The organism is Xanthomonas cannabis pv. cannabis, assembly GCF_000802365.1.
GTDB classification, from domain to species: Bacteria; Pseudomonadota; Gammaproteobacteria; order Xanthomonadales; family Xanthomonadaceae; genus Xanthomonas; species Xanthomonas cannabis.
On sequence record NZ_JSZE01000010.1, the window covers coordinates 1 to 17,162 of the forward strand.

At 63.5% G+C, this 17,162-nt stretch carries 14 protein-coding genes, 1 tRNA gene and 1 pseudogene; all 16 read right to left on the reverse strand.

Annotation, left to right across the window (positions count from 1 at the left end):
* Positions 1–156: pseudogene (locus OZ10_RS02520) on the reverse strand (WecB/TagA/CpsF family glycosyltransferase); the annotation flags it as partial.
* A 4-nt stretch (positions 157–160) separates the two neighbouring features.
* Positions 161–955, reverse strand: coding sequence for a polysaccharide pyruvyl transferase family protein (locus OZ10_RS02525; RefSeq protein ID WP_039563864.1), 795 nt, complete (start codon positions 953–955; stop codon positions 161–163).
* A 42-nt stretch (positions 956–997) separates the two neighbouring features.
* Positions 998–2,200, reverse strand: a complete 1,203-nt coding sequence (locus OZ10_RS02530; RefSeq protein ID WP_039563866.1) for a GumK N-terminal domain-containing glycosyltransferase — start codon at positions 2,198–2,200, stop codon at positions 998–1,000.
* Positions 2,201–2,264: 64 nt separating this feature from the next.
* Positions 2,265–3,758: a lipopolysaccharide biosynthesis protein gene (locus OZ10_RS02535; RefSeq protein WP_039563868.1), complete on the reverse strand. Its 1,494-nt coding sequence runs from the start codon at positions 3,756–3,758 to the stop codon at positions 2,265–2,267.
* 17 nt (positions 3,759–3,775) lie between these two features.
* Complete coding sequence (locus tag OZ10_RS02540; protein WP_039563869.1) at positions 3,776–4,825, reverse strand: glycosyltransferase; 1,050 nt, start codon at positions 4,823–4,825, stop codon at positions 3,776–3,778.
* Positions 4,822–5,964, reverse strand: a complete 1,143-nt coding sequence (locus OZ10_RS02545; RefSeq protein ID WP_039563870.1) for a glycosyltransferase family 4 protein — start codon at positions 5,962–5,964, stop codon at positions 4,822–4,824. The genes OZ10_RS02540 and OZ10_RS02545 overlap by 4 nt, the downstream gene beginning before the upstream one ends.
* A gap of 68 nt (positions 5,965–6,032) precedes the next feature.
* Positions 6,033–7,121 (reverse strand): acyltransferase family protein, encoded by a 1,089-nt coding sequence (locus tag OZ10_RS02550; RefSeq protein WP_039563871.1) that lies wholly within the window; start codon positions 7,119–7,121, stop codon positions 6,033–6,035.
* 13 nt (positions 7,122–7,134) lie between these two features.
* Entirely contained in the window at positions 7,135–8,226 is a 1,092-nt protein-coding gene (locus OZ10_RS02555; protein ID WP_039563872.1) for an acyltransferase family protein, read from the reverse strand.
* On the reverse strand, positions 8,223–9,512 hold the full coding sequence (locus OZ10_RS02560; protein ID WP_068835684.1) for a polysaccharide biosynthesis protein GumE: 1,290 nt from the start codon (positions 9,510–9,512) through the stop codon (positions 8,223–8,225). Before OZ10_RS02560 ends, OZ10_RS02555 begins: the two co-directional genes overlap by 4 nt.
* A gap of 94 nt (positions 9,513–9,606) precedes the next feature.
* Entirely contained in the window at positions 9,607–11,061 is a 1,455-nt protein-coding gene (locus OZ10_RS02565) for an undecaprenyl-phosphate glucose phosphotransferase (protein WP_039410847.1), read from the reverse strand.
* Between the two features lie 243 nt (positions 11,062–11,304).
* Entirely contained in the window at positions 11,305–12,744 is a 1,440-nt protein-coding gene (locus tag OZ10_RS02570) for a GumC family protein (protein ID WP_139051257.1), read from the reverse strand.
* On the reverse strand, positions 12,726–13,424 hold the full coding sequence (locus OZ10_RS02575) for a polysaccharide biosynthesis/export family protein (protein WP_039410841.1): 699 nt from the start codon (positions 13,422–13,424) through the stop codon (positions 12,726–12,728). Before OZ10_RS02575 ends, OZ10_RS02570 begins: the two co-directional genes overlap by 19 nt.
* A 468-nt stretch (positions 13,425–13,892) precedes the next feature.
* Positions 13,893–13,969 (reverse strand) — tRNA-Pro (locus tag OZ10_RS02580).
* Between the two features lie 59 nt (positions 13,970–14,028).
* Positions 14,029–14,385 carry a MerR family transcriptional regulator gene (locus OZ10_RS02585; RefSeq protein ID WP_005914014.1) on the reverse strand — a complete coding sequence of 119 codons (357 nt, stop codon included), beginning with the start codon at positions 14,383–14,385 and terminating at the stop codon, positions 14,029–14,031.
* A complete protein-coding gene (locus OZ10_RS02590) occupies positions 14,366–14,665 on the reverse strand; it encodes an integration host factor subunit alpha (protein ID WP_002811076.1) in 300 nt (99 codons plus the stop codon). The genes OZ10_RS02585 and OZ10_RS02590 overlap by 20 nt, the downstream gene beginning before the upstream one ends.
* A gap of 21 nt (positions 14,666–14,686) precedes the next feature.
* Complete coding sequence (gene pheT / locus OZ10_RS02595; protein ID WP_039563875.1) at positions 14,687–17,065, reverse strand: phenylalanine--tRNA ligase subunit beta; 2,379 nt, start codon at positions 17,063–17,065, stop codon at positions 14,687–14,689.
* Between the last annotated feature and the right edge of the window lie 97 nt (positions 17,066–17,162).

Sequence of the window (17,162 nt, forward strand, 5' to 3'; positions counted from 1 at the left end):
CTGCTGTGCAGCCAACGCGTGAAACAGGTCAAGCGCGAACGCTTCCTGGGTGGTGGACAACACCGGAAACCCACCCAGCGGAATCACCACTCCGGCCGGAGTGCCGGCGGCAGCGCCGCTCGTTGTGTCCCTGTCCACGCGCTGGCCCTGCATCATCGAATCACCAAAGGTCGTAAGGGAATGCGGCCAGCAAACCGGCCTGCAGTTTTTCCAGATCGAAGCTGCCGTTGCCGCCCAGCGCCAGGCACTCTTCCACGTTGTTGCCCGAGTGCCATTGGGTGCGCCCGGTGCCGTAGTAGTAATCGTCGTACTTGAAGCGATCTTCGCCGTTGCCCCAGTCCAGATACACGGCTGGAATGCCGTATGCCTCGGCCAGGATCAGGCCGTGCAACGAACTGCTGACCACCAGTTCGGCGCCCAGCAGCTGGCTCATGAAGGTTGCCGGCTTGACGTTCGGAAACACCAGATGGTCCGCGTACGCGCTGTATTTTTCGACCGGCTCGTTGAAATGCGGAACGATCGCAAACGGACGTTTTTCCACCGCACCGAGCGCTTCGGCCGGGAAGAACATCGGCGTCAGCAGCCCTGGGTCGCCGTAGACTTCCGGCACCGCGATGCCACGGTCCAGCAGGAACTGGCGCGTCTTGGGCCCGCGCACCGCACGCACATCGAGCGTGCTGAAGGTATTGCGCTCGGCAGGAATCTTGCCGTTGATCCCGCTGCCCCAGACGGTATCGCCGTCCTTGGCAAAATGCAGCACCGACCCGATCGCGATGAGCTTCTTGCTGAGATCACGCTTTTCGATCAGCGTCTTGTCCTGCAGCGAAAGCACGCAGGACACGATCACCTTAGACAGGTGGTCCCCCATGTTGACGCCAGCGTTTTTCGGCTGCCACCAGAACAATGCACGACGTTCTGCATGTTCTATCCATTTCTGCAGCAAAGCGTTGGCCATGACAAAGGGTCTCCTGAACTCGAACGGGTGAGGTGCGCCGCATCAATGCGAGAGCGCGGCCTCCGAGGATGCACGCGCGGCTGCGCCGGTGTGCTGCGGATACAAGCGGGTTTCCGGGTACGCGGCCGGGTCCAGCACGCGATCGGTGGTGTCAGACCAGTTCAGGCACTGACGGTAACGCACGTGCGGCGCTTCCAGCGCCTGACTGATTGCGGAAACGATCGACTCGGCATTGCCCGGCGTATAGCCGAAGCGGGACTGCTGATACGGCCCGACAACCGCATTCGGGCAGACCGCCGGCAAACCGAAGAAGTCGTACTGCAGCAGCTTCATCGAGCTGTCGGCCAAATACACTGGCACCTGTTCCGAGGCGTAGGGCGCGATGCCGAACCGCGCATGCTTGATGTAGCCAATCGTCTCGACGTGCTTCATTTCACCATAAACGACGACGTTATCGCCATAGCCGGGATGCCGCCCCATGCCCGAACCGATCACGTGGAAGGTGACCTGCGGGAATGCCTTGCTGGCCACCACGAAAAATTCAGGGTCGAACAACATCGACCCGACCGCCACGGCATGGATGCCCTCCCCGTACGGCGATGGGTCGCCCAACTGATCCAGGTTGTGATCCACACCGTGCCCGACGTGATAGACGTTGTCGCGGCTGGCGATCTCCTCGGCCATGGCCGGCGACACCAGCGCGATCACATCCAGCGTCGGTGCGACGCGGTCGAACTCGCGCTCGATGTAGGAGGCCACGTTGATCGTGCTCAGGCCGTCGGATGCGCGATACACCAGCTTGGCCGCCGTGTTGATGCGCTTGGCAAGCTCGATGAAGGCCACCGCAATTCCGCTTTCGAACACGATGACGTCGGCCTCGCGCATCCAGTCCAGCAGCTGACGCGGCGGATGCGCGGCATACCAGCGGAACATCGCATCTTCCGCGGCACGCAGCCACGCCCGCCGGGTATTGAACGGGTGCACCGTCGTGCGCCACAGATAGCACTCGACCCCCTTGTGCGACACCACAGTGTTGGCGGTGTCGTCCAGCGGCAGGCGCATGTCGCCCTTCATCCGCGACAGGCGGCTGTAACGCAGCGAAAAGAACCGCGTCGTGCCGCGCTGCGCCAGCTGGTCGGTGATGAAGTGGATGTTGGCGCGGCGCGGGGTGCGGTAATCGTGGGCGGACAAGACCAGATAGCAAGGCCGGCGAATGCCGGCAGCGGCGGCGGGTGTAGCGCTCATGGGCCGTGTCCTATGAATGAGTGGGGAAAAGCATGACCGAGCGCGGGCGAAGACGATGTCGATCTCATCGACGTGCCTTGGCCTGCGTCAGCAACTTGCGGATATTGACGATGGAGATCACATCGCGACGGAATGCCGGCCAGATGCCAAGCATCAGCAGGCACACTGCGGCCATCACGGCTGCGCCGACTGCCAGTTGCTCCCACAGCGGGCCACCGACCGTCACCGATGCGTAGTAGGCGCTGGCACCGGCGATGCCGTATGCCGCCATTGCGCGTACCGCATTGGTGAACAACGCAGCGACCGGCGTATCGGAGATCCTGCCGACCCAGATCAATGAAAGCGGCCAGGTCACCAGCAGACCGAACGAATACCCGATCGCCACGCCCATCGCACCCCAGCGCGAGCCGACGAAGATGCAGGCGATCAACACGATGCGGCTGACCAGCGAGTACACCAGTTGTTGCCGCATCAATCCCCTGGCCAGGAACACCCAGTACGTGGCGTAGGACGCGGTCTGGAAGATGCCGCCGAGCGCGAGCACCTGGAACAGCGGCACTGCCTCGCGCCACTGCTCGCCCAGCACCAGCACGATCAGCGGCATCGCCAGCGCACAGGCGAACGAAAACAGCGCCACGATCAGATGCACCATCACCGTCTGCCCGCGCAGCAGGAACGCGCTGAAACGTTCGCGGTCGTCCTGCAACTGCGACAGCACCGGCAACGCCACGCTGGTGGCCGGCGCATTGATCTGGTTCAACGGCATCATCAACAGCTGGAACGCGCGGTTGTACAAACCCAGCGCGTCCGGGCCGGTGCGCCAGCCGATGATCACCTGGCCCACGTTGCGGCTGGCGTATCCCAGCAGCTGCGCCGCCATCAGGTTCCAGCCGAAGCTCATGAAGTCGCGCATCGGCGCGCTGCGCTGATAGCCGCCAGGCAACCAGCGCGCGCAGCTCGCGGCAATGACGAGGTTCACCACCGCCTGCACCACCTGCTGCACCACCAGCGCCCAGTAACCCCAACCCAGCAACGCGGCAGCCACCGCAGCCAGCAGGCCCAGCACTTGCGACCCCACATCGCTCAGCGCCACCTGCCCGAAGCGCAGCCCGCGGCTCAGGTGCGCGCGGTATTGGGTGGTCATGCCGTTGATCAAAAACGTCACCGCCAGCGCCTGGGAGATGGTGACCAGCGCCGGCTCCTTGTAGAAGTTGGCGATCAGGTGCGCCGAGGCGAACACCAGCACCGACAACGTCAACCCGATGCCGCTGTTGATCCAGAACAGGTTGTCGCGTTGCTCGCGGCTGACGTGCTTGGCCTGAACCGCGGCGGCCGACAGGCCGAAGTCGCGCAGGATTTCCGCCGCACCGACGATGGCGGTCACCATCGCCATCAGGCCGTAGTCGTATGGGGTCAGCAGGCGCGCCAGCAGGATGATGCCGCCGAATTGCACGACCATCTTGGCCGACTGGCCCAGCATGGTCACCGCCGCTCCGCCCGCGGCACGCGAGCCGAGGCTGCGCTGCGGCGCCGTTGGCGGTGTGGGAGACGATGACATCGAGGGAGGGTCTGCGGTCACAGCGCGGCTTCTCCGTCCTGGCCCAGCGCTTCCAGGTAGGTGCGGTAATGCAGCTGACCGATGCGCGGCCAGTCGCGTTGCGACAGATCCGGGGCCGGCCCGCGCGGCGCGGCGCGCACCGTGTCCAACATGCCCGTCAGCAAGGCCGCATCGAACTCACCCTCATACAGGAATACCCAGCCCGGGCCCACTTCCTCGGCGATGGCCGCGTTGGATTCACTCCATGGCGCCAATACCGGCCGCGCCAGCGACAAGGCCAGCAGCAATGTTCCGGAGTTATGCATCTGCCGATACGGCAACACCACCAGCTCGGCCTCGCTCACTTCGCGTGCCAGCACCGGCTCTTCGACATAGGCCAGCAATGCGCTGATGCGCGGATCCTGCGCGCAGGCGTCTTCCACCAGCGTACGCATCTGCGGCGTGGCGGGGTTACCGACAATGCGCAGATTCAGGCGCGGGTCGCCGACATCGCGCATCACCTCCAGCAGCGTTTCCACCCCCTTGTACGGGCGGATCAGGCCGAAATGCAGCAGCCGCCCCGGCACCGTGGTGCCCTGCGGCATCGTCGCGAACCAGTCGCGGTAATGGCCGTGCAGGATGGTGTCGGTGAACGGCGGACGTGGCGGCGTGGTCGCATTGATGCGGATCCAGCGGCGCGTCAGGCGGTCGATCCAGCGCAACAGGCTGCGCTCGCGCCAGCCACGGTCTTCGTGTGGCGCCAGATTGTGCAGGGTGCGCACGACCGGCGTGCCGGTGACCTGCAACCTGAGCAACAACAACGCCGCACACACCTGCTTGGCCAGGGTGCCGGCAGCACTGGGATGGCGCAGCAGGTATTCGGGCCAATGCAGATGCAGCACGTCGTAGCGCGACAACAAGGCATCGCGCATCGAGAAGAAGCGCGGCTGCACCGCATCGGGCAGCGCGTCATAGAGCTGGGTCAGATACGGATTGGTGCTGGCGTTGGGCCTTTCGGTGGAGAACAACACCGTGACCTGCGGCTGGGCCGCTGCACGGGTCAGCGATGCAGATGCGTGCGCGCTCATCGCCGCGTCTCCTGCGGACGCGGCGTACCCAGCGCGGCGTGGTACTCGTCCACGTAACGCCCGACCACATGCTTCCAGTCGTAGCGGCTCACATAGGCCATCGAGGCCGCACGCCGCGTGGCGAAATCGGCATCAGCGGTCAGCGCAAGCGCCTGCACCTGGTCGGCCGCCGCGTCGATCCTGTCGCGATTGACGATCACGCCCTGTCCCGACTCGGTGGCAAGCCGCACGAACGGCGGGATGTCGCTGAGGATGGGAATCAGCCCTGCGCTCATCGCCTCGACCGCGGCAATACCGAACCCTTCATGGCGCGACAGGCAGACAAAGAACTGCGCCTGCTGCATCAGCGTGCGCAACTGCTCCTGCGAGGGCGACATGCTCAACTGCACCTTGTCCTGCAGACCACGCTCGGCAATGGCCTTGCGCAGGTCGGCCTCGTTCAGATCGTACTCGCGGCCGGCGATGATCAGCCGCCACTGCGGATCGCGCTTGAGCGCAGCCTGCAGCAGCTCCAGGGTTTCGATCAACCCCTTGTTGACCGACCAGCGACCGAAATACAGCATCGTCCGGCCAGGCGTCGTCGCGCCCTGCCCTGCATATTTTTCCACGTCCACGCCGTTTTCGATCACGCGCAGGCGCGCTGGCGATACCACCTTGGCAAACAGGTCGCCATCGTTCTCGCTGGTGGCAATCACCCGCGCATACGCCAACGCCGATGCCCGGGTCAGGGTCTGGAACCAGATCTGCTTCATGCGCGATGCGTAGGCGGTGTGGAAGAACCCGCCGTGGGTGGAAACCACCATCGGCTTGCCATGGAACGGCCTGGTCAGCGCAAGGTAGTCGTAGAAAAAATCGATGCCATGCAGATGCACCACATCGGCAGAGCGAATCGCGCCCAGCACCGATGGTGCGAGCGGGTAACGCGACGAACCGCGATAGCCGATCCGCCGGATTGGCAGGCCCTGATAGGTTTCCTGCGGCGCAAGCTGCGCACCCGGGTCGGTAAACACGCGATCGAGTGTCACCACCTCCACCGTATCGGCACTAGTGGCCTGATGCTGGCGGGCGACATTGAGGACGACTTCCTCCATCCCCCCGATCGAGGGGTGGAATTGGCGGACGACATGCACCACTTTCATTTACGCCAATCTCCTGTGCCGGCGACGCGCACGCAGGTGCTGCGACGACGGTCGATTCTGAAAACGCATCATTGACGCTTCAACCCCAACATCCATGGCGCACTACGCACCAGCACCGTGCGCATCGGCACAGCGCAGGCGATCGCGAACGCACTCAACGCCATCGCCCAGGCCGGCGTACCGATCAGGCTGCGATCCATCACGCCGGTGCGGACCATCACACTGGTGATCACCAGAAACACCAAGGTGTGCGTGCACAGGATCAGCAGTGTATTGGTACCGATCCATTGCACCCACCGCCAGTTGCGAACGAAGTAGGCCACGCACAAGGTCATCGCGGTTCCCAGCAGGCTGACCAGCACGAACAGCGCGGCCGAATGCCCGAACTGCAGGTTGTTGACGTCCACCTGCCCGTTCCACCCGGCCAGCAGTCCCCAGGCCGCCGCCACGCACGGCAAGGCCACCGCCCAGGCCCCTGCACCGAAGCCGCGCAACTGCTCGGCAAAGCGCGACAGCCAGCCGCCGATGGCAATGAAGAACAAGGCAATCGGCAACACGTCCAACGCGAGCGGCAGCCGCAGCTGCAGCGCGGGAAACCATCGCGCCCATGCCAGCGCCAGCGGCAAACTCATCGCCACCACCACGCCCGTACTCAGGCGCGCGCGCAATGCAATGTAGGCCAATGTCGTGACAAACAGTGCCGGCAGGAACCACAACGCCGGCAGCACGTACAGACGCGTGCCATTGGCCCAGAGCACACCGGTCAACGGATCCCACCACGCACGTGCGCCCGGCTGCTGGAAGGCGTGATTGAGCACCGCCATCAACAGCCACACACCGTAGGCCACCAGGAAAAAAGCCAGATACGGAACCAGGAGCGTGCGCGCCAGCTTGGCCGCTGTCGCTGCGTTCAACGTACGCCGCCCGAATCGTTCGCCCACCCATCCGGAGAGCACGAAAAACAGCGGCACATGAAAACTGTAGGCAAACAGTTTGTACGCGGGCGGCATGCCGCTGGCATGCCCAAGCACCACCAGTACGATGGCCAGGGCCTTTGCCGCATCGATCTGCCAGTCGCGGGTCGCCGCAGCCACCGGCCGCACGACCAGGCCTGCCGTGCCGCGTCCCACCTCGGGCAAGTACGGAGCCGTGGTCATGCCGCAGCGCCGCTCATGCCGTCACCGTGCGCGCACCCAACGCCCAGGGAGCAAACCGCATCAGCACCCAGCGCATCGGCACGCATGCCACCAGCGCAAAGACCGTGACGAACACCGCCCAACCCAGCCCGGGACGCGCCGAGCCGAATCCACCAGCGACTGCGGCAACGCCGGACAAGACGAAGAACACCAACATGTGCGTGCACAGGACCAGCAAGGTGTTGCGGCCGATCCACTGTACCCACGCCCAGCCCTGCACCAACCGCGCCGCGCAGATCACCATCAGCGAGCCCAGTACCGCACTGAGCAGGAACAGCGCATGCTCGCGCCCGAACTGCAGCATGTTCACGTCGATGCGTCCATTGCGCTGGGCCAACCACGCGACCGCGAATGCCAGCACCACGGTCACCAATGCACTGATCGGCAGCGACGTCGGCAACCGCGGCGACAGGTGAATCAACAACGCACCCAGCGCGTAGAAACACAACGACACCGGTAGCACATCGAGGCCGAAGAAAAGCCGTACGCCCTGTCCCGGAAACCAGTTCATCCAGATCCAGGCCAGCACCAGCGACGCCAGCGTAATGACCAGCGGGGGCAGCACGTGGCGCAGCAGGATGTAGGCAATCACGGTCACCAGCATCACCGGCAAAAACCACAGTGGCGGTTGTACGTACAGGTCCGGGCCGATCCCGGTGAACAACGACACGATCGGCTCCCACCACGGATGGCTTCCCCACCGCGCCGCCTTCTCGCCGATATTGCGGGTCAACAACCAGTACGCATAACCCAACAGATAGAACGTCACGTAGGGCAGCAGCAGGCTGCGGGCATGCCTGCCCAACGACCGCCGGTCCAACCCCGTGGTGCGGGACGCATAGCCAACCGCCAGCCACCCCGACACCATGAAAAACAGCGGCACGTGAAAGCTGTAGGCGAACAGGGTCATGCCGTGCGGCACACCCTTGGCATGGCAGAACACCACCAGCAGGATCGCGATCGCCTTGGCCGCATCGATCCGCTGATCGCGCGGGCGACCCGCTGTCGTGATCCGGTCGCCAGCGGCAGGCGTGACCGGCGACGTGGCTACCGCGGCAGCGCTCATCGTGCTGCTCCCGCGGGCAATGGCAGCTGCGCGCCATCTGCCGTTGGATCATCCTTGATCGAGGTCTGGGGAGCGGCTGACGCGGACCAGGTCGGACGCATGTGCCACAGGCAGCCACAGACGAACCACCACAGCGCCGAGGTCTTGATCGAAAAGTAGCCGTTGGACACCAGCAGACTCAGCGCGAACGCAAAGATGGCCAGGTTCTTGAATAGCTGCCCTTCCTTGCTGGGCATCAGCAGCAGGAACGAATACGACAACAGGAACGCCAGCACGCCGACAATCGACTGCGAGGCGATGAAGTAGGAAATGCCGCTGTCGAAGTAGCGATACGCCTGCGCAAAATCCAGGCCCATCCAGGACTCGAACGACAGGTTGTTCATCGAATGCACGGTGAAGAACACCCGGCCCATCGTGGTGTCCTGGTAGGCGGTGATCCCGGTCACCCAGACCAGCAGCCACGCACTCATGATCACCAGCAGGAACACCAGAAACGCCAATCGTTGATCGAGGCGTTTCAGCAAGGGTGTCAGCAGCACCATCAACACGCAGGTGCCCGCGGCCAAGCGTCCGTCGGAAGCGACGATCATGAAGCCGATCAGTCCGACCGACAGCATCAAGGCAGCCGGACGCATCCAACGCCAGAACACCAGCACGATAGCGGTGAAGAAGCAGATGTAATTACCCATCGTCACCGGCTCGATGAACATCGAGGAGGCGCGTGGCAGGTTGGAACCCGGCAGGAAGTTACGCTCGCCCGGGCGCGTGGCGCTGACGAACAGGTTGCTGTCCTCGTTCCAGAAGCCTTCGGCGCTCATCCCGCGCGCGTTGACGAAGAAACTCTTGGGATTGACCAGATCGCCGTAGGCGCTTGGCATGGCCAGTTCAAACGCGGCGACCAGCGAGACGATGATGGTCATGCGGATGAACAGCTTGGGCAGCGAGCCGGTGTACGCGGACCCCAGCACCACGAAGGCGAAGACCACCAGCGCGTCGCGGAAGAACTTCGGATCGATCTGCCAGTTCACCAGGAACCGTACGAACATCAGCAGCACGATCAAGCCCAGCCCGCTGATGATCAACGCGATGCGCTTGCGGCTGAGCGAGCCCAAGCCCAGCAGGAAACAGGCCGCATACACCATGAACTCGACCGCGTAGGTGATCACCGGGCGGACGGTGAACACATTCGCATTGATCAGGGCCAGCACCAGGTTGTAGCCGACACCGACCAGCAAGGTCAGCTCGATCAGCAGGTTGTGCCAGCGAACGCGGGTCGCCTCGCTCATTCGAATCAGCATGCACACGCCTGCTTGAAAGGAGCGGCTGCAGTGCAGCCGCCCGCGGCGCCGGACGCGCCCGCTCGCACGCTCCCCGCCTTCATCAGTACGCGGTCTTCTGTCCGAGCACGCGCACCGCAGTCAGCACGATGATGCGGATATCCAGCCACAGCGACCAACGACGGATGTAGTCCAGGTCGTACTGGATACGCTTCTTCATCGTGCGCAGCTCAGGGGTTTCGCCGCGGAAGCCGTTCACCTGCGCCCAACCGGTGATACCCGGCTTGACGTAGTGGCGCTGCATGTAGTGATTGATCAGCTTTTCATAATGTGTATTGTGCTGCGCTGCATGCGGGCGCGGACCCACGATCGACATGCTGCCACCGAGTACGTTGAAGATCTGCGGCAACTCGTCCAGGCTGCTGCGGCGCAGGAACGCACCGAAACGGGTAATGCGTGTGTCGTTCTTGGTCGCCTGCTGGATCGTGGTGCCATGATCGTCATGCACGCGCATCGAACGGAACTTGTACATGTAGAACTCGCGACCGCCCAGGCCATGGCGGCGCTGACGGAAGAACACCGGGCCTGGCGAGCTCATCTTGACGCCCACGGCAATGGCGGCCATCAGCGGCCACAGGCCCATCAGCGCGATCACGGCCAGGATCTTGTCCTGCAGCGCCTTGGCGACGACGAAGTAATTGTCGCGATCCACACCACCCTGGCGCAGATTGATCACCGGCGTGTTGCCGATCTGCTCACCGGACTGATTCAACAACCCGAAATCGAACAGGTCGGGCACCAGCTTCACATTGATCGGGTAACGGTCCAGACGCTGCAGCAGCTGCTTGATGTGGTCACGCTCGCCCAGCGGCAGCGAAATCCAGACCTGCTCGACCTGGTTGTCCTTCAAATAGTCGATCAGCGCATCGGGCTCGCCCAGGCACGGTAGCGACTGGCGCTGCTCGGTCACGGCAATGTCGTAAGGCGTGCGGAAGTAACCCACCAGGTTCATGCCGACCCACGGGTTGCGGCTCAGGTAGTGGTTGATCTTCATCACCGGGTGGCGCAAGCCCACCACCACCACCCGCTGCACGTCCACGCCCTGGGCGCGCAGGTGATTCAGAAAGCCGCGCAACAGGGTACGTGCGGCGACCAGCGATGCCAGCCCGCCGACGAACCACAGGCCGATCCAGCCACGCGAGACCTGCTCGCCCACCTGCACGATCAGCGCATGCACCGCGAACAGCGCAAAGACACCGCCGAAGGCACCACCCAGCACCATCAACTCGCTCAGCAGCCCCCGACCGCGCCAGCTGCGATACAGCGGAAACAGCGCGAAGCAGATCACCGAGTACAGCAGCGTGGTACCGATCGCAACCCGATATGGCGCCGCGGGAACCCAGGAGCCGAATACGATGCGATAGGCGATCAGGCCCGACACGACCACCATGGTCAGGTCGAACACGCGCAGCACCAGGTCGGCCGCGGCCGAGTACTTGGACAACAATCGCGGCGAGGATGTCGTGTAAGTCGCGCTACTCAGGTCTGCCAAAAGCATGGGGATGTCCTCCAAACTCGATACGGTGCATGCGGGGGAACATACGAGTCGCACGCGAGCTTTCAATCATCTCCGTCGAGCGATCAACGCGGTAATACCTACCGACCCCAGATCGCCCGACAGCCCTTTGTTTCAACAGAGACAAACTTTCAAACGAAGGAGCCCGAAACATACGGAATCCAACCTTTTCCACGCTGAATCGGTTGTCACTTTAATTAACCACTGTTTTGCAACACCACGATGTCAGTTCAATCGTGTTTCCTGCCCGGTCCCGCGCAGGAAATAGCGCACCAGCGCCACCGCCAGACCCAGGAATACGCCAAAGATGAAGCCCAACGCGAGGTTCAATTTGAGTTTCGGAGAAGTCTTCGACGTAGGCACATCTGCAGTGTCGACGATGGTCACGTTGTTGGCGCCCACGTTGCTCGCCACACCGATTTCCTTGTAGCGCTGCAGAAGCGCATCGTAGAGCTGACGGTTGGTGTCAACGTCGCGCTTGAGCATGTTGTAGCGGATGCTGCGGCTTTGCAGGTCGAGCTCGTTGTTGCGCAGGCCGGCGATACGTTCGTTGAGCAATTGCTCCTGATGCACCGATGCATCGTAGGTGGCCTTCAACGACTGGCGCACGTTGATGATCTCGCCATTGATCTGCCTGCGCGATTCTTCGATCTGCGCTTTCAGGCGCTGCATTTCCGGGTAATCCGGCTTGAACGTCGACAGCTTCTGCTGGTACTCGCTGGTCAGGCGCACCTGCTCGCCACGCAGGGTCTGGATCAGCGGGCTGCTGAGCACCTGCGGCAGCGACATGGCATCACCGGAGGCGGCCTGGCGCCAGGCCGCCTCGGCCTTGATACGTGCGTCCTGTGCCGACGCAAGCAATGCATTGAGGTCGGTCAGGTTCTGCGCCGGCAGCGATGGCTTGTCGTCGCCGACCGAGACGATCTGCTCGTCGGTCGAGTATGCCACCAGGGCCTTTTCGGAATCTTCCACCTTGGAGCGCAGCTGCTCCAGGCGCTCTGCCAGGAACTTGGTCGCGAACGAAGACGCCTTCATGCGACGCTGCTGCGTGCTGACGATGAACACCTTCGGATAGGTATTGGCGATCTTCGCTGCCAGCACCGGGTCCGGCGAATCGTAATTGACGTAGACCAGACGCGAATTGAGGATCGGCTCGACCACCAGACCTGCAAGCAAGGTGTCGGTGAGGCTGCGCTCGATGATGGCCTGGCGCGAGTCCACCGTCTTGCCCGCTTCCGGGTTCTTTGCCGCTGCTTTTTCCAGCGCCTCTTGAACCTGCTGCTTGAACGCCGGCTCCTGGTCGAGCTTGGCTTCGCGGATCACCGCGCGTGCCAGCGATCGGCTCTGCAGCAATTGATACTGGGTCTGGTAGAAGTCGCGGTCCTGCGGCGATTCCACGGGCATCAGGTTGTCGACGTTGACCACATTGAGCGAGTCACGCTCGATCTGCAGCGTGCTGGTGGCCCGATACTTTTCTGGCATCAGCAAGGTGATCACCAGGGCCAGCAATACCGCACCGATGGTGATCAGGATGATCAGCCACCGCTGCGACACCAGGGCGCGCCAGTAATCCATCAGGCTGACGTCTGCCAGTTCGAGGTGTCCGTGGCGATGCGACGGCGAAGAACGATTGTCGGAATTCATACTCATCGGTAAGCGCGCCACACCATCACCAAGGGGGTCAGTTCCAGCATGGTGCGCAACCAGACGCGCGCATCCGAGCGATACACCACAACGATGTCGCCGCCGTAGATTTCAGGGTCCGGGTTGGCACCCTTCTCGATTTCGGTCAGGTCGAAACGCGCGATCATCTTCTGCCCGTTGACCGTGCGAAACACGATGACATTGCCGCGGCTGGCCACGGTGCTGACGCCCTTGGCCTGCGCGATGGCCTGCTGCAAGGTCAGGTTGGCACCGATCACCGGATAGATGCCGGGTTCATCGACCGCGCCGGTCACGGTCACGCGACGGCCGTTGGACTCCTGCACGAAGACCGACACTTGTGGGTTCTGCAGATAGCCACCGCGATAGCGATCGGCGACCATCTTTTCGAGTTCCCCCACGCCCATGCCGGCGGCGTTGACGTCGCCGATCAACGGCAGCGAGATGTGACCGTTCTGATCGATGCGGACCTGCCGCTCCAGATCGTCGACCTGGAACACCTTGACCAGCAACAGGTCGCCTGGGGAGAGTCGATACTCGGGTTGCACCGCCGACATTGCGAGCGGATCGGGAAGCGGCAACGACGTCGCCATGTCCTTCCCGGTGCTGCAAGCGCCCAGTGTCATCGAGCAGATCAACGCCAGGCTGAGGCCTTGGCAGAATCGTCCGATCAGTTTCTTCATGCGTGTGGCTGGCTGCCTCGGTTGGGTGGGACAGGAGCTCGCGCAGCATTCAACCGGCCAACACGCCAGCACGAACGTACGACAGAGAGGTTTATCCCACGACGGGATCACGACAGGGATGACGTGTTGCACTGCACTATGGCACAGAAAGAATCCACCGCAAGACGCAGCTCGCCATTTTTTTGACGGCGTTGGCCTATTGATTCAAGTTCGTCGTTAGTGCGTTAACAAAACGTGATCCACGTCCTGATATTTCGCTAATGATCTAGAACGTTTTCGGGCACTTAGCATCATTCCGTGACCCAGGTCCATAGCGAACCGGACCGTGGAAACCGGGCGCTAGCATGCGGTTCATGCTGCACCGCGATATGCCGATCTGCGTATCGGCCAGGCCACGCCAGGACACAAAAATGCAATGTTGCAACGCAACAAAAAAGCCCATGTCCTGAGGACATGGGCTTTGCTGTTTGGTCGGGGTAGCCGGATTCGAACCGACGACCACTAGTCCCCCAGACTAGTGCGCTACCAGGCTGCGCTATACCCCGAAGTGCTGCACCCGTCGCGAGGACGGCCTGCGATTATAGCGGCTTTATGAAGCGTTTTCCTAGCGGCGTAGCAGTTGAAGCACTTCTTCCAGCTCCATCCGCACCTGCTTGATGATCTGGTTGCTCAGTGCCGACTCGCTCTTGGCACCCTCGCCTTCCAGACGCAGCCGTGCGCCGCCAATGGTGTAACCCTGCTCGTACAGCAGCCCCCGGATCTGACGCACCATCAACACGTCGTGCCGCTGGTAGTACCGGCGATTGCCACGCCGCTTGACCGGCTCCAGGCTGGGGAATTCCGTTTCCCAATACCGCAACACATGCGGCTTGACGTCGCACAGCTCGCTCACCTCACCGATGGTGAAGTAGCGCTTGGCCGGGATCGGCGGTAGCTCGCGATTACTGCCCGGATCCAGCATAAGCCTCCACCCGTTCCTTGAGCTTCTGGCCCGGGCGGAAGGTCACCACCGTCCTGGCCGAGATCGGAATTTCCTCGCCGGTCTTGGGATTGCGACCGGGCCGTTGATTCTTGCGCCGCAGATCGAAGTTGCCGAAACCCGACAGCTTCACCTGACGACCCTGCTCCAGGGCATCGCGCAGCACGTCGAAAAACGCGTCGACAAATTCCTTTGCCTCGCGCTTGTTCAGACCGACCTCGTCAAACAGACGCTCGGCCATCTCTGCTTTCGTCAATGCCATGCCACTCCCCTGATTACCGCCTCAACTCCGGATCCGGGCGCGATGCTCGCGCTCGATCACGGCCACCACGTCGGTGACAACCGCGTCCACGTCCCGGTCAGTGAGAGTGCGCGAGTTATCCTGCAAAATCAAGCCCATAGCCAGACTCTTGAAACCTGGCTCGACCCCCTGCCCGACATAGCGGTCGAACAGCTGCACCTCACGCAACAACGGGCCCACCGTGGTCTGCACGCTCGCCGACAGCGCCGCCCAGCTCACCTGCTCGGGTACCAGGAAGGCAAGATCGCGACGCACCGACGGGAAGCGCGACAGCTCGCCGGCGCGCGGCAGTGCGCGCTGCACGAGTGGTGCCAGCTGCAGTTCGAATGCGATCACATCCACATCGATCTCCAGCGACTTGGCCAGGCGTGGATGCACCTGCCCGATCCAGCCGATGCGAACGCCGTCGCGATAGACGTCGGCCGACCGCCCCGGATGCCCGAACGGCTGGGCGGACGGCTGGAATTCCAGCTTCGCGCCGCTGGCCGCCGCCAGGGCCATCAGGTCGCCCTTCACGTCGTGGAAGTCCACCTTGCGTGAGGGTTCGCCCCACTGCAGGGCCAACGCATCGCCGCACACGGCCGCAGCCACGTGCTGGGATTCCTGCGGCGCGGCGCCGGTCTGCTCGGCTGCGGCAAAGACCTTGCCCAGCTCGAACAACCGCACCCGCCCGGCCTGACGGGCGACGTTGCGGCCCAGCGTCGCCACCAGGCCAGGCAGCAGGCGCGGACGCATCACGGCCAGCTCGGCGCTGAGCGGATTGGCCAGCGACACCAGGCCCTCATCCAACTGCCAGCGCTGCAACAGCGCGGCATCGACAAACGCGTAGTTGATGGTTTCCTGCAGCTCGCGCGCCACCAGTTGGCGGCGCACGCTCAATTCGTCCAGTTGGGTCTCGCTTGGCATCGCGATCCGGCTGGCGCCACCGGGCAGCGTGGTCGGCACGCGATCGTAGCCGTGGATACGCGCCAGCTCCTCGATGAGATCTTCTTCGATGGCGATATCGAAGCGCCGGCTCGGTGCCATCACCTGCCAGCCCTCGGCAACCGCATCGACCTGCATGCCGAGCGCGCTCAGGATGCGCACCACCTCGGCATCGTCGATCGCGATGCCGAGCACGCGCGCGATGCGCGCGCGACGCAGCAGGATGGGCGCGGCCTGCGGCAGATGCTCCGGCAGCTGCGCGTGCACCACCGGGCCTGGCGTACCGCCGGCCAGTTCCAGCACCAGACGCGTGGCGACCTCGATTGCCTGCGGCGGCAAGGCCGGGTCCACGCCGCGTTCGAAGCGATGCCCGGCGTCGGTGTGCAGGCCGAACTTGCGGCCACGGCCCATGATGGCGGCCGGGTCGAAGTACGCCGACTCCAGGAACACATTGCGCGTGGCGTCGGTGACGCGGGTCTCCAGGCCTCCCATCAAACCGGCCAGTGCAACCGCGCGGCCGGCATCGGTGATGGTCAGGAAGCTGTCGTCCAGGGTCACCTGACGCCCATCCAGCAGCGCCAGCTGCTCGCCGCTGCGCGAATGCCGCACGCCGATCGGGCCCTGCAAGGTATCCAGATCGAAGGCATGCATAGGCTGGCCCAGTTCCAGCATCACGTACTGGGTGATGTCCACCAGCAAGGACACCGGACGCGCGCCGCTGCGGCGTAGCCGCTCGGCCAGCCACACCGGCGTCTTGGCGGCCGGGTCAATCCCTTCGATCACACGGCCGCAATAGCGCGGCGCATCCTTACCGGCGTCCAGCTCCACCGCTAGCGTACGGGTGGACACCGGCGCCACCGCACCGGCGTCGAAGGCCACCACTTCGCTGGCGCACGCGGCCGCCACGTCGAAGGCGATGCCACGCACGCTGAAGCAATCGGCGCGATTGGGCGTGAGTTTGATCTCGATGCTGGCATCGGGGAGCCCCAGATAGTTGGCCAGCGCCTGGCCCACCGGGGCATCGTCGGGCAGCTCGAACAGGCCGGACGCATCGCTGTCCAGACCCAGCTCCTTGGCCGAGCACAGCATGCCGTTGGAGGCCACGCCACGCAGCTTGGCCGCGGTGATGGTCAGCTCGCCGATCTGCGCACCGACCAGCGCCAGCGGCGCCACCAGACCGGCGCGCGCATTCGGCGCCCCGCACACGATCTGCAGCAACTCCCCCTGCCCTGCATCGACACTGCAGATCTGCAGCCGATCAGCCTCAGGGTGAGGCACCGCCTCGACGATACGCGCCACCACCACCTGCCCCAGCGCCTCGCCCAACGGCGTGACGTCTTCGACTTCCAGACCGATCGCCGTCAGCGTCGCAGCCAGTTCATCGCGCGTGGCCTGGGTCGGGACGTGGCTACGCAGCCAATTTTCAGAGAATTTCATGAGGAGCCGGGATTGGGGATTCGGGATTGGGGATTAGCTGGAACACGCCGACGGAGTCTGGGGAAGGACCGGGGCGCGGTTGCAAATCCCCAATCCC

Bases quoted from the DNA above. Each gene is read 5' to 3' on its own strand.
- OZ10_RS02585 (WP_005914014.1), bottom strand. From the start codon at position 14,385: ATGCTGGATCCGGGCAGTAATCGCGAGCTACCGCCGATCCCGGCCAAG.
- OZ10_RS02540 (WP_039563869.1), bottom strand. From the start codon at position 4,825: ATGAGCGCGCACGCATCTGCATCGCTGACCCGTGCAGCGGCCCAGCCG.
- OZ10_RS02530 (WP_039563866.1), bottom strand. From the start codon at position 2,200: ATGAGCGCTACACCCGCCGCCGCTGCCGGCATTCGCCGGCCTTGCTAT.
- OZ10_RS02575 (WP_039410841.1), bottom strand. From the start codon at position 13,424: ATGAAGAAACTGATCGGACGATTCTGCCAAGGCCTCAGCCTGGCGTTG.
- OZ10_RS02560 (WP_068835684.1), bottom strand. From the start codon at position 9,512: ATGAGCGAGGCGACCCGCGTTCGCTGGCACAACCTGCTGATCGAGCTG.
- OZ10_RS02565 (WP_039410847.1), bottom strand. From the start codon at position 11,061: ATGCTTTTGGCAGACCTGAGTAGCGCGACTTACACGACATCCTCGCCG.
- OZ10_RS02590 (WP_002811076.1), bottom strand. From the start codon at position 14,665: ATGGCATTGACGAAAGCAGAGATGGCCGAGCGTCTGTTTGACGAGGTC.
- pheT (WP_039563875.1), bottom strand. From the start codon at position 17,065: ATGAAATTCTCTGAAAATTGGCTGCGTAGCCACGTCCCGACCCAGGCC.
- OZ10_RS02545 (WP_039563870.1), bottom strand. From the start codon at position 5,964: ATGAAAGTGGTGCATGTCGTCCGCCAATTCCACCCCTCGATCGGGGGG.
- OZ10_RS02550 (WP_039563871.1), bottom strand. From the start codon at position 7,121: ATGACCACGGCTCCGTACTTGCCCGAGGTGGGACGCGGCACGGCAGGC.
- OZ10_RS02555 (WP_039563872.1), bottom strand. From the start codon at position 8,226: ATGAGCGCTGCCGCGGTAGCCACGTCGCCGGTCACGCCTGCCGCTGGC.
- OZ10_RS02535 (WP_039563868.1), bottom strand. From the start codon at position 3,758: ATGTCATCGTCTCCCACACCGCCAACGGCGCCGCAGCGCAGCCTCGGC.
- OZ10_RS02525 (WP_039563864.1), bottom strand. From the start codon at position 955: ATGGCCAACGCTTTGCTGCAGAAATGGATAGAACATGCAGAACGTCGT.